The organism is Mammaliicoccus sp. I-M35, from assembly GCF_022386455.1.
In the GTDB taxonomy this organism is placed as follows: domain Bacteria; phylum Bacillota; class Bacilli; order Staphylococcales; family Staphylococcaceae; genus Mammaliicoccus; species Mammaliicoccus sciuri_A.
On record NZ_JAJNIL010000012.1, the window covers coordinates 1 to 12,875 of the forward strand.

Here is a 12,875-nt window from a genome sequence, read left to right on the forward strand (position 1 = left end):
ACTATTATTATTTGGTCCTGTAGCTGAGTTAGCATAGTCTCCAGCACCTGTTTCAAACCAAACTTGTCCTGAAACTGAATTTTTTGCTTTTAAATCTACTGCTGGACTACTCAATGGACCTTGTTCATCATGGATCCATTCAGATTTGTCATTAGTCATGTAATCATTACCTGACTTAATTCCCATAAATATACCCGTACGTTGCATATTTGAACCAATTAATGGAAATTGACCTAAATTAGAATTAGTAATAGAGTCTACATATCTTCCAGGATAAAATCCGCCAGCTTGACGTATCATTGTCGCTGTAATACCATCATCAATTTCAAAATCTTCAATCCATAAGCGATATAGTTGCTTACTAGTCGCGTTATATTTATGCTCTTTTCCATTTGCGTCAGTCCAAGCCTCTCTTAAGTCAAATGCATATGCACCTGGACCTACTTGAGAACCATCTGAAGATCTTAATTTGTTAGATGTTGTAGCCATATATGTTGGTGATACAGCTCCATCTTTATCGATCCATTGTAAGTATACTTTCGTACCTTCAGGAACTGCTGTAAGTCCATTAGACATTGTTGCAGGCGTTCCTTTATCAACAATCCAAGCTCTTCCTGACAAAGTATTTTTAGCGTTAGTTGCGTCAGTTTGAGATTTGATATATCCATTCTTAATCGCATCTGCTTCGATTACTTTTGATTTATCTGTTACTGCTAATGTATTGATTAATTCATTTGAAGCAATATTTAAAGATTCTTCATCTTTTGGTGATACCGCTCTTAAAGCAGTTGCTAATGGTTTATTATTGTTCTGCTCTTTTGCTAACGCCTTGATTAATTCATATTGTAATTCTTGTTCACTTAAATTTTTTATATCTAAATTTAAATTACTGATTACTTCACGAGCTTGTTCATCTGAAACGTTGGCAGCTTTTTTATAATATATAACAGCTGTTTCTTCATCACGAACTTGTGAAATTGAATAATCATTATTATTGTAATTAGTTTGTGGCTCTTCTGATGCTACTTTGTTTGTAGCTTCAGCTTTTGGTGTTGTCTCAGCTTCTGGTGCTTTTTCTTCTGTAGTTGCTTCTTCTGTTGTCTTAGTTTCTGGTGCTTTTTCTTCTGTAGTTGCTTCTTCTGTTGTCTCAGTTTCTGGTGCTTTTTCTTCTGTAGTTGCTTCTTCTGTTGTCTTAGTTTCTGGTGCTTTTTCTTCTGTAGTTGCTTCTTCTGTTGTCTCAGCTTCTGGTGCTTTTTCTTCTGTAGTTGCTTCTTCTGTTGTCTCAGCTTCTGGTGCTTTTTCTTCTGTGCTTGCTTCTTCTAAAGATTTGCCAGATTGACCATTATCATCTGCTGACTGTGATTGTACAGAACTATTTTGTTGTTCATCCGCCTTTGCTTCTTCTCCTATTCCAAAAATCAAGGTTGCCCCAACTAAAATTGAAGCAGTCCCAACAGTGAATTTTCTAATTGAATACTTATTAAATCTATTAGGTATAAAATCTAATTTTCTACCCCTTTTTTTCATTGAACCAAGTCTCCTTTCAAATATATTAATGTATGATACGACGAATATTACAACTTGCCTTATCACATTTATATTAATCTATCAAAATTAGATTTTCAATATATAAATATATTAAAAAAATATAGATTTTATAATTGTTGTTGAGTACAATTAAAATTTATTATTATTTTTGTATATAAATTACACGTAGATGCGATTCTTTAAATATAATGATTTATAAAATTGTTAATAACATACAAAATATTTAGCAAAAAAATATAGATTTATTACTCTATATTTTAGGCGATATAGTCACTAGTAACATACTCCGATTTATGTCTATTCAATAAAAACTAAGGTAATATTAATATCCTTCATTTCTACTTTCACTAGATTTTATCTAAAATACTCGAAAAACAATTTCATACAAATCATACAATAAATTAATCTCTTTATTTATCGTTGAATTTTTCCTTTCTACAATCTATATTTTATGAAATACATTATATTTAATAGATTCGAGATTGGTTGTAATAATTTTAAGGGATAAGTAATGGTAAGAATACCTTGATAAGTATAGAGTTAATATTACATTTTGTAGTAGTTAATAATTATATAAATGTTTTATAAATATCTTTATATAATCATCTCAACATCAAAAGAAATTAAAAAAAGGAGGAATTTTTAAATGAATAAAAGAACTTTGTAGCAAATACTTTAAGAATAAGAGCTTGGCATTTAACAAACCTGCTTTTAGCACATTTGATAAAGGGGTTAACCAATTTAAAAATACCAAGTATATGATATTTCAATAAGTATAGGATCAGAAATGATGAAAAGTGAACTCTATAAAGAGACAAGAATTGTTTTTTTATAATTTATAAAGTGGGTAGTAATCGATTTTTCAAATATATCTTTTATATAAAACTAATCAAATTATATAAAAATAGTCGAGTCCATAGCACAGCTATGAATTCGACCATTTTCTATTATTTAATTGTCTACTTGACAAGGTACAATTAATATTATAACCGACCTGTTTAATTTTTCAAATTCAAATCTCATGATTTTATATGTTTGTTAATTTCGGATACGAGTGCTTGTACGCCTTTATATTCTAAATGCACACCATCATATGCGAAGTATTCTGAATGGTCTTTTGCTTTTTGATACCAATTGACTAATTGAACATTCTTATGTGAATCTGCTGCGTTCGAAAGTTTTTCGTTGACACTTTGTTCCCAATCTCTTGGTACGTGTGTATTCACGACATATACATGCGCATTACCAAACATTTTAATGAGCTTCGTCAAATCATCATATGAAAAATCTCCATTCGTACCAAGTTCAAGTACAACTTGTTGATTAGGCTTATTAAATGTACTGTATTTCTCTTGAACGAGTGGAATAGCATCATTTAAATTACGGCCGACTTTACCATCTATTATTGCATCTGGATATGCTTTGTGTATTTCTTCGCCGATATCAACCATGACGGAATCACCGATAAATAACATTTTATCTTGATGCTTTCCTTTATGATTAATGGTTTGTTCACTATTAACATTAATTTTAGGAATAGGTAATATCAAACTATTCTTATGGTCGTGATTTGAAACTTTAAACGTCGTCTTAGTATGATGATGTTGCGCTTGTTGTAAATAATCAAAATGCCCTGAAAGTATTGTTAACGTAAGACCAACTAATACTAAAGTAATGCTACTCTTAGCAATGAGTGATTTTAATTGAGCTTTTCCAGGTTTGAAATATGCTAGCCCACGAACTCTAATAGGTACTTCAACATAACGATATGAACATTCAGCTAACAGTAACGTTAATATGATTTCTATCAATATCATATAAAAAGGGATTTGCCCTTGAACAAAATGTTTATTGATAAATGTTATGACAGGATAATGCCATAAATATAAACTATAAGATCTCTGTCCAATCCATAACAATAAACGATTACTTAATACTTTAGATAATAATGTGCTAGGGTGAACAGCACTCGCAATGACAGGTAAAGAACTTAAAGAAATAAGATAAATGCCACCAAAGTATAACCAATTGTCATTGGATGAAACAGTCATCATAAAATAAATTAATAGCGCCAAAGAAATACAACCTATCGTTTCAATTCCAATCTTTAACGGCGTTATAATTTGCTGTTTCAATCTAAAAGGCGGCCATATGTATGCTAGTAATACACCTAATAACAAAGTTTGTAATCTAGTGTCTGTTCCAAAATATACTCTTGAATTATCAACATTCGGTTCAGCAATTAATATCATTAACAATAATGAAATAAGAGAAGCTATAAATACAACTAAAACAAAATGCCTTTTTAACTTTTTAATGCGAAGTAATATCATTAATAAAATTGGCCAAAAAACATAAAATTGTTCTTCAATCGCTAGACTCCATAAATGTTTAAGTGGCATCACTTTAAAGCTGTCAAAATAACTAACATGATGAAAAATATACCACCAGTTGGATACATAAAATAAAGCAGCAAACGTATCTTGTTTCACACTTTTGATAATGCTCGGTTCAAATAATAAAGTATATGTAAGTACAATACTTAATAAAAATAAGACTGCGGGCAGTAACCTTTTAATACGTTTCTTCCAAAAATGTAAGAGGTCAATCGTACCAGTCTGTTGATATTCATGGATTAATAAGCTCGTAATTAAATAGCCAGAAATGATAAAAAAAGTATCCACACCTAAAAAACCACCCGATAACCACTTAGGATTAAGGTGATAAATGATGATAGCTATAACAGCAATTGCCCTTAAGCCATCTAAACCATATAAATAACGAATTGAGTGTGACTTAATCTCTTTCGTTTGACCATTCATTTCTCATTGACTCCTCAATAAATTGTAAAAATTTCTAATAAAAACTATTGTATCATGATTTACCAAAGATATACATAAAAGGATAAAACTTGTTAATTACTCTTACATACAAGAAAGAGATATCAGATTGTTAAAGTCAAAAATATACAAAAGTAATTGTACTAACGATTAAGATTACAGAACCAAACCATTAGCAAATAAAACTCAAAAAATATACTTAGATTAATATACTTATTTTAAGTTTAAAATGTTAAAGATTTTTTCTACTGAGTTAACCTATTTAAAAAATTATCAAATTTTCCTAAAAGATTTTATAAAGTCTGCTCAATACTCTTCTACATTACTATTAAAAACTTTTTTTAAATTGCTAAACACAATAATCTTTCAATCCATGATTTCACCATCTCGTTTAATCAATTATTTAATTAAGGTTTTGAATAGCTGTCTTTTGTATTTTTATAGTTGGGATTGTCTGCTAACATAGATTTTGTGTATTGGATTTCACCTTTCAACATAATTCATTATGACATTAATAGATCTCAATAGCTTTATAAATTAATAGATGCAATTTTAAATATTGCTTGACTATCATCTGTATTTTATATGCCTTTTAATTAATCTATACAATTAATTGAACGAATTACTTTTTCTTCAGCCAACTTAAATAATTTTAAGAATCTTTCTTTTTTTCAATAAGTAAAGTGTTTACTTCTACATCCATTTCATCTTCCTTTTTTATTATACGGCTCGTTTGATGATTATATGCTGACAACAACATATCATCTAATCAATTTTTTAAGTCTAAAACAGAAAATTATCTAGTTTGACTAATTCTATATCATAATAATTCGTTAACATACCTCTATGTGAATATAAATATTTTAAAAACTTTATAGCCCTTATTTTTGTAAATAAAATAGCTATGACAACTTCATTTTTATCATTTTTAACACCTACAATATATACAACTTTTTTGTGTAAGGCTTGAAATATGCTTTTGTAAATGTATCAAATTCTTTTTCTGTAAGGTTCAAAAAAAATATTATTGCACCTTTTTAATGAAATAAATGGGACAGGGACACTTTTTAATATCTATCCCTGTCCTACAATATATCTTACACTGTTAATATTTTAATATTGCTGTTATTTTTCGTATTCAAACTTCTATCATTGACATAACTGTATTGATTTTCTAGTCTTTGAATTCTATAGGTTGACCCAATTTATTTTCTATAATCTCTGATATTTCTTTTCCTAATGGACCTTTAATTGCGAAAGTTCGTTTGGCATATGACCCAAGAACACCAAGTCCAGCTATAGCTGCTATTATACCTCCTCCAGATAAAAGAGATAATGTTAATAAAGAGGCCAATGCAAGCTTCCCTGTTTGTTTAAAAGGCTTTTTATCAAATATAACTGTTAAACCTATAATTCCAGGAGTATTTGTTTCTCCAATAATAATTAAATAATTACTTTTATGATTCTTGAAATGGTATGTTGTTATCTGCGCATTGTTTTTAAATATTTTTAATAGTTCTCGCTCATGATTACCCGACTTTTCAAGAATCTCATTTTCTTTTAACACTTCAATTTCTTTGTTAAATTTATAATTTTTATTTAAAGCTAGTTCTTTCAATTGATTTTCAAAATGATCTAAATTTTTTTGCTTATAATAAATAAAGTCCATAACCTTTTACCCCCTTACCGTTTAATCCATTCATTAGTTTCATCAAGATACATATAGCCTCTTTCTTCTAATAAAGATTTTGCCGCAAGATACATGGTATAATCACCATCATCTTCTTTTTGTATACCATATATTTCCATTAATTCTTCATTAGAACAATCTTTTAAAGCATCCCTTACCATTCCTCTATCACCTGTCGTTTCCCAGATTGCACTAACGGCTGCACCAATAGTCGTAACTGAAACATAAGCGGCTGCACCTATACCTTTGCCGATACCTTTTCCTATCGTTTTTATTATGTTACCCATTGCTTCGATTCCCTCCGTAATTAAAATATGTTATTAATGCTGAATCTGTTGTTTTAGATATGTTGATTGTAAAAAGAGTAATTCATCAATCACTTGTTCCCTTAAATCTCGTGGTGAAATCACACGTATTTGTGATCGATATAAGAAACAAAGTTGAATAGCCTCAGGCCTTGTCATTTTAAATGTCACCATAATATGATCTTCATCATAATTTTCAATCACATGAATTTGATAATACCGATGTATGTTTAACCAAACTTCTTTTGATACTTCAAATGTAATATAATCATGCTTCATTTCTTTTTGATGACAATCAAACGTTTCATTCGCTAATGTTAAATCCATTTTATGAATATCTGTAATATAAATTTCATGATTGAATTGATAAATGAGATGAAATGAAAACATTTGGTAATGAAGTGATATCGGTAATATTAAATGTTTATGATGCTTTAAATATCGATTTTCATTTAACGCTTGAACAGCGACTGAAACAGATGTACGCGTTTCTTTCTCATCATCAACTTCAAAATGATTTAAATATTGTAATAATCCATCTTGTTGGTCTCCATGATATTTGATTATCACCATCTTAAGATACTGATAGAAGTGACGACTTATCTTTGGTGTTGTCAGATAAAGACTATTTAAAATATCATACATAAAATATTGACTTTCACTTTTATCTTTTTTTAATGTATAACTTTCAGATTTATAGTCATACGTTATTTCACTTTGAACACCAACCCAGCTTTTTGCTTCATATAAAAAGTTACGAATATCATCAATATCTCGTTGTATCGTTCTCGGGCTTGAACCTAATGCTTGTGTGAGTGTCTTTTTATTAACATTTTTGTGTTGTAGTAAGCGATTATATATCGTCAACACACGAAAAACACGATCCAATGCGTCACCTCCTTCAATCTATATTCTACAAAACAGGTATGACAAAATATGTCATTACGCGAATCTTTTTCAAAAATATAGTAAAAAATACAAACGTACTAAAAAGGCGTTATATCGGGGGAATATAATATAAACATGAAGTATGAAGAAAAACGAAGTGTCACAATACGACTAATCCCTATCTTTAATTTATAAGGATACAATATTAATCGGCTTCATGTTGTACCGACTTAATGATGCCTTGTATGTTCTCATGAAGTATACATGTTAGGGTATCATCTGCCATATACATTTGATAAATATCATTCAATGTATTATGGTCATGAATAGATGCGATATGTGCGATAACCCCTTTTATCATCACTTCATATGTTTGTGAATCTAAAAAATGCTTAACGTTTTGCCAATGTGATAATGTCATTTATATATCCTCCTATATTATGTTGTCAAAAGCCATTCTTGACGTGCTTTCGGATTGAGTGGATGCATGATGTCATTTGTGGCGGGATTAATGAGTTTTTTCACTTTTTTCTGATAGGGTTTCAACATGTCTAATACATTATTCACCCTCTTGTCTACACCTGGCTTTTTACCATAAGCACCCCATGCAAGAATAACAACATCTGCTTCTTTGACCGCCTTCATCAGATGAATCTCTGTATGCTTATCAAAACTATTTTTTAAGTGCTTTAAATTACGAGGTGTATTAATATTGGAATATAAATTCACAAAATAAATCGTGCCATATTCATCCATTTCTGAAATTTTGTTTATAATCAATTGAGTTGTTAAATCTATTTGAAGTATCCCTGTATAACTAGGATACATTGTAATGATTGCGATAGATTGTTTCGTGTTATCCCATGTCTTCTTTAGTAAATAACGATGTTGATTATCATCACTGAATATCGCTTCTGTTTCTAATGTACTTTTAATATTTTGCACCTTTTTTACACTCCTTATTTAATATTCTTCCGGCAACAACATGACATAATAAGAACAGCCTACATCATCTTCGCGTATAACATAGACTTTACTAATATTAATCGGTTGCTTATAACGCGTTTTATGAATTTTGACATATTCTGGTCGTTCTTGTTTGTGCTTAATGTATAGTTCCTCATTATACATATTGAATTGAAAGATATGAAAATAGTCGATTATCTCATGTTCTCTAGCCTGTTCATGTTCTCTGAATAATACAAGCTCCCAGATATGTTTTTGGATAATGTAAGGTAAGTCTGAGTCAATACCTCTTGTGATAAAACGTGCCATTATACGTCACCCTTCTCAATTTCTTCTATTATTGCGATCACACCTGTTATGACTGTGATACTCATTTCTGCAATACGAATCCATGTCGCCATTATGATTCACCACCTTTTGGTAGTAAATAGAGTTGGTCTAGTAAAGGCATTACGGTATTATGAAAATATAAAAAGTCCATATCATGGTATTCATCGATATAGCCAACGGCTATAAGTTGTTTCTCATAGTAGAGAATAAATGGATAGAGTTTTCGCTTGTGTAATGCCTCTGAATAATACGTATGAGTCTGAAGGATTTTATTACTGAGTGGTCCCAACCTAATATATGCATCTGGCAGGATATCATTCGCCACTTCTTCTAGTGATTCACATTGCCATTCTTCGTCCTTTGGTAGGGTGAATAAGTGTGTGATATAGCCTTTGAGTTGTTGTTCTAATGTCATTTTTATGACCTCCTAATTGTTTGATTGATGTATGTGTCACATCATATAGATAATATACGTTTGATTTTTCGTTTATTTCCCTTAGAAATCCCACTGATATTCAGAAAACTTCCCAATAAAAATCAGCAACAATATTTGGTATGACAAGGAAATCCCATTATCCTCTCTTTTATTATTGTGCTAAGAGAAATATTTTTTATAATGTTATCCATATATTTATTAATAACAAATTCTACACTTTTATCACTTAGATTTAAGTGGTAAAAGTGGTAATTTGGTCAATAGAATATTTCTGTGTACCATCAATTACAAAATGAATTTTTGGCATAAAAAAACACCCCCAATCTTTTTTCAAAGATTGGGGGATAAGACTTTCATCAATTTTATACCGTACGAGCTTTACTTTTTTATCTGTAGTAATTTCAATAGAATCAATCAGCAACTTCATAAGCTGATTTTTGGCTTCAGGATTTGCTTCTTTTAAATAAACACTAAAACGACTAATTATCAATGTTAAGCGACTCTTCAACTTATCAAAGTCAGGTATTTTTGTTTCTTCTGGATTAGATTGTTGAGCCGCTTTGATTTGTTCTTCAAGAGCTTGAAATCGATGATTCAATTGATTTTGCTTTTCTTTCAACATTTCACTATTCATTTGATCATCTAAAAACAATTCTAATAAACGTTCTTGTTGTGTTCTAATTATAGCTTTTTGTTTTTCTAAACTTTCAATGTCAATGATGACATTACTTTTAGTGTTATGTTTTCGTTTCAGCTCTTCTATAACATTAGTCGCAATTTGTTTAATGATTTTAGGCTGAGATAAAATACGATTAAGGTGAACGTTAATAACATGTTCTACAATTTCCGCATTAATCGCATTACTATGACAAGCAGAACTACCAGAACGATTGAATAATGAACAAATGTAATAACGTTTAATAGTACGTTCTTTTGATTTTTTCGTGTTATAATAAGTACGCTTGCATACCATATTATTACCACACTCGGGACACTTAATAAGCCCCCTTAGATAAAAGTCTCCACCAATTGGCCTTCCTGGTTTGAAGCTTTTGGATAATAATTTTTCATGTACCTGATCAAATATTTCTTCACTTATAATTGCTTTGTGTTTACCTTTCACCAAAATTACATCTTTTTCATCACTTTTACCACTTCTTCGTTTAACTGTCCAATTTTGATAGTTATTAAATCTGACAAACCCTTTATAAACAGGGTTATTCAAAATATATTTAACCCCAAACACAGAGAAAGGTTTTTGGTTAATCGTGCGATAACCTTTTTGATTCAGAATTGTTGTTATGGCCTTAAGTCCTTTATTGTGATTCAAATACAAATCAAATATTTCTCTAACAATATTAGCTTCATTTTCATCGATAACCAAATCATTTTTTTGTGTCAGTGGATTAAGTAACAATTTGTATCCTAAAACTCTTCCGGTTATAGCTTCTCCACTACGCGCTTTTGCATTCATTGAAAGCTTCACATTAGATATCAAACTCTGTCTCTCTATAGAACCTATCAAACCAAACATTGTAACTAAAACTTCACCAGATGCATTCGAGGTATCAATGTTTTCCGAAATTGATTTATAACCTACACCATGTTCTTTAAACTCATGTATAATATTAAATACATCACGCATTGAACGAGAAATACGATTCAATTTCCAACTTAGAACCATCTCTACTTTATTGTTTTTGACATCCTTTAATAATTGTTTCATGGCAGGACGATCTTCAATATTCTTTCCTGATATCCCTGAATCAATATAAGTTTCATAGTCATAACCTGGATAGTTTTTAACAACTTCTTTGATGAGGACTTGTTCTTGTTCATGCACAGAATAACCGTGCTCAGACTGTTCTGTCGTACTCACACGTGAGTATAATGCTATTTTTCTGTTCATAATATTTCTCTCCTTTTACTTAGTTTCCGTTATAGACCTTGGTATATAACTTCAATGTAATAATATATATTTGTAGATTTGTTTTATTTCTACTAAATAAAATATGTGTACTGCAGGTTACATCCTGTGGTACGTAATTAAATTATTTATCTTTATTAATACGTTCTTCCATTATAGGAACAAGCACTTCAATAAACGCTTCAACTTGTTCATTATTCATACTATTCAACGCCTTTCTTTGTTTATTTCTACAGACAAATTGTTATCAATAATCATGTATTATACATATTTAAATCCAACGTTTCAGCAAATGCTCTATCAATTTTTATGTGATAAAAGACTATTGATTCCAATTCATCATTACTATTTTTCACTTTTCTTTGATTTGTTTTTCTGTCTTTATCTGTTACTAATTTATTGTCACTATCCAATGCTTTGATTACGTTTTTTGTATCCTCAAACCCATTATCCTTTAATATACGTTCGAAGATAGAACGTATAATCTTTACTTCAACATAATCATTTTGAACTAATATTGTTCCATTGTTTTCAATCATATTAGATAATGATCCATCTTTGATAAACTTGCCTTTATTTACTGCGACATATTGAATAATAGCTGTCATTGCTTTTTCGGTTAAAGAACGCTCTGACATTGTATTTTTATGATATTCTAAAAGATATTTTTTCATACCTTCTTTATTCAATTTCAAATCTAAAGCACGTTCAAATATAGTTGCTGAAGTCAAAATCACAGCATACCTACTTATCATTCGCATTCCTGTGTTGCTTTCTTCATTTGCTAGTTCAACTTCAAACCACTGTCTATGTTCTTCATAAATAGAGACCAATTCCTCTTCATTATTTAATAAATACTCGGATATTATTGGCAAGACATGACCATAATTTTTTCTTACAACTTTTTTAATAGCATCCGAATTCGAAGATGATGATGTTATAGCATCATTAATCTCAATGATACGTACCCTTAATCCATCATTTTTTGCTGAGTTATTAAAAATACTATATTCGCCCGTTGAAATAATTGAAGTACCTGAATTGAATTTTTCCCTTGTGTTACCATTTTTATCTGCTCGTTCTCTTCCTTGCCCTTCGCTTACAGAATATAGCAAGTTCGTTAGATTTCTAATGGTTGAAGTTGATAATTCATCGAATATCACTGGAACCCCAAAGTTTGAACTCACGATATTTTCAATGCCTACTTTAGTCGCATTCCAACTACAAAATAAAGTATTATCTCCTTTATTAGGATTACCTGCTACTGATGCTGCTAACATAGCTGCTGTTGTTTTGCCACTAGATGACTGTCCTGTCAATGAATATATTATTCCTGTAAACTCAATTTCATTTAGCAAGAATAAATATCTTGTAACTAATGAACTTACTCCAAAGATGGTAATTAGTTCTAATACAACATTGCCATTCACTTGCTGCTGAAACATTGTAAGCCATTCATCTAATTTACCTTTAGGCGATAAATCATATTTATTATCACAAATCACTTGATTCATATCTTCCTCAGTCATTGAAGGACTGAAATGGATATCATCAAGTACAACAACTGTTCCTTTATTTGTAGGTAAAACACCCACACCTTTATAAAAACTACTTTTCACCGTACTATCTCTGTACTCCTGTAAAGCATTACTCAATTCTTTAATGCGATTTTCATTAATAGTAAATCCCATTTCTATTAATTTAAACAAATTACGTGAACTTAATATGCTTGAATCTAAAATGTATTCCTCACCATCTATATCTTGTATGATAAGCTGTTCCTTTTTATATACTCGATCTTTATACTTAGCAACTATAAAAATTGGAGAAGCTAGTTTAACTAGCTTCTCACTTTCTCCATCATTGGTACCTTTCATTTTCTTAAAGCAACCATTTGAATTTATTAAATAATTATCATTTTCAAATTTCATTACTTCTTTACCTC

Annotated in this window: 12 protein-coding genes; all 12 read right to left on the reverse strand. The window is 30.2% G+C overall.

Going from position 1 to position 12,875, the window contains the following annotated elements:
• Positions 1 to 1,527: YSIRK-type signal peptide-containing protein (locus LQ679_RS12480; protein ID WP_239763163.1), on the reverse strand; the 1,527-nt coding region annotated here is incomplete at its 3' end.
• A gap of 1,040 nt (positions 1,528 to 2,567) precedes the next feature.
• The gene (locus tag LQ679_RS12485; protein ID WP_239705286.1) at positions 2,568 to 4,370 is read right to left on the reverse strand and encodes an acyltransferase family protein; all 1,803 of its coding nucleotides are present in this window, start codon (positions 4,368 to 4,370) and stop codon (positions 2,568 to 2,570) included.
• A gap of 801 nt (positions 4,371 to 5,171) precedes the next feature.
• Positions 5,172 to 5,375 (reverse strand): peptidoglycan bridge formation glycyltransferase FemA/FemB family protein, encoded by a 204-nt coding sequence (locus tag LQ679_RS14945; RefSeq protein WP_481816976.1) that lies wholly within the window; start codon positions 5,373 to 5,375, stop codon positions 5,172 to 5,174.
• A gap of 187 nt (positions 5,376 to 5,562) precedes the next feature.
• On the reverse strand, positions 5,563 to 6,057 hold the full coding sequence (locus tag LQ679_RS12490) for a hypothetical protein (protein ID WP_239705284.1): 495 nt from the start codon (positions 6,055 to 6,057) through the stop codon (positions 5,563 to 5,565).
• A 14-nt stretch (positions 6,058 to 6,071) separates the two neighbouring features.
• Entirely contained in the window at positions 6,072 to 6,365 is a 294-nt protein-coding gene (locus tag LQ679_RS12495; RefSeq protein ID WP_239705283.1) for a hypothetical protein, read from the reverse strand.
• 33 nt (positions 6,366 to 6,398) lie between these two features.
• Entirely contained in the window at positions 6,399 to 7,271 is an 873-nt protein-coding gene (locus tag LQ679_RS12500; protein ID WP_239705282.1) for an HTH domain-containing protein, read from the reverse strand.
• A 205-nt stretch (positions 7,272 to 7,476) separates the two neighbouring features.
• Complete coding sequence (locus LQ679_RS12505; protein WP_239705280.1) at positions 7,477 to 7,692, reverse strand: hypothetical protein; 216 nt, start codon at positions 7,690 to 7,692, stop codon at positions 7,477 to 7,479.
• A gap of 17 nt (positions 7,693 to 7,709) precedes the next feature.
• The gene (locus tag LQ679_RS12510) at positions 7,710 to 8,216 is read right to left on the reverse strand and encodes a DUF1643 domain-containing protein (RefSeq protein WP_239705279.1); all 507 of its coding nucleotides are present in this window, start codon (positions 8,214 to 8,216) and stop codon (positions 7,710 to 7,712) included.
• An 18-nt stretch (positions 8,217 to 8,234) separates the two neighbouring features.
• Positions 8,235 to 8,546: a DUF960 family protein gene (locus LQ679_RS12515; RefSeq protein WP_239705278.1), complete on the reverse strand. Its 312-nt coding sequence runs from the start codon at positions 8,544 to 8,546 to the stop codon at positions 8,235 to 8,237.
• Between the two features lie 91 nt (positions 8,547 to 8,637).
• Positions 8,638 to 8,982 carry an SAUGI family uracil-DNA glycosylase inhibitor gene (locus tag LQ679_RS12520; protein ID WP_239705277.1) on the reverse strand — a complete coding sequence of 115 codons (345 nt, stop codon included), beginning with the start codon at positions 8,980 to 8,982 and terminating at the stop codon, positions 8,638 to 8,640.
• A gap of 253 nt (positions 8,983 to 9,235) precedes the next feature.
• Positions 9,236 to 10,912 (reverse strand): cassette chromosome recombinase CcrC, encoded by a 1,677-nt coding sequence (gene ccrC, locus LQ679_RS12525; RefSeq protein ID WP_239705276.1) that lies wholly within the window; start codon positions 10,910 to 10,912, stop codon positions 9,236 to 9,238.
• Between the two features lie 272 nt (positions 10,913 to 11,184).
• Positions 11,185 to 12,861: a cassette chromosome replicative helicase gene (gene cch1, locus LQ679_RS12530; RefSeq protein ID WP_239749087.1), complete on the reverse strand. Its 1,677-nt coding sequence runs from the start codon at positions 12,859 to 12,861 to the stop codon at positions 11,185 to 11,187.
• Positions 12,862 to 12,875: the final 14 nt, after the last annotated feature.

What these genes read in the sequence shown, in the direction of transcription:
- LQ679_RS12485 (WP_239705286.1), bottom strand. Translation starts at nt 4,370, where the DNA reads ATGAATGGTCAAACGAAAGAGATTAAGTCACACTCAATTCGTTATTTA.
- LQ679_RS12490 (WP_239705284.1), bottom strand. Translation starts at nt 6,057, where the DNA reads ATGGACTTTATTTATTATAAGCAAAAAAATTTAGATCATTTTGAAAAT.
- LQ679_RS12495 (WP_239705283.1), bottom strand. Translation starts at nt 6,365, where the DNA reads ATGGGTAACATAATAAAAACGATAGGAAAAGGTATCGGCAAAGGTATA.
- LQ679_RS12505 (WP_239705280.1), bottom strand. Translation starts at nt 7,692, where the DNA reads ATGACATTATCACATTGGCAAAACGTTAAGCATTTTTTAGATTCACAA.
- LQ679_RS12515 (WP_239705278.1), bottom strand. Translation starts at nt 8,546, where the DNA reads ATGGCACGTTTTATCACAAGAGGTATTGACTCAGACTTACCTTACATT.
- LQ679_RS12520 (WP_239705277.1), bottom strand. Translation starts at nt 8,982, where the DNA reads ATGACATTAGAACAACAACTCAAAGGCTATATCACACACTTATTCACC.
- ccrC (WP_239705276.1), bottom strand. Translation starts at nt 10,912, where the DNA reads ATGAACAGAAAAATAGCATTATACTCACGTGTGAGTACGACAGAACAG.
- cch1 (WP_239749087.1), bottom strand. Translation starts at nt 12,861, where the DNA reads ATGAAATTTGAAAATGATAATTATTTAATAAATTCAAATGGTTGCTTT.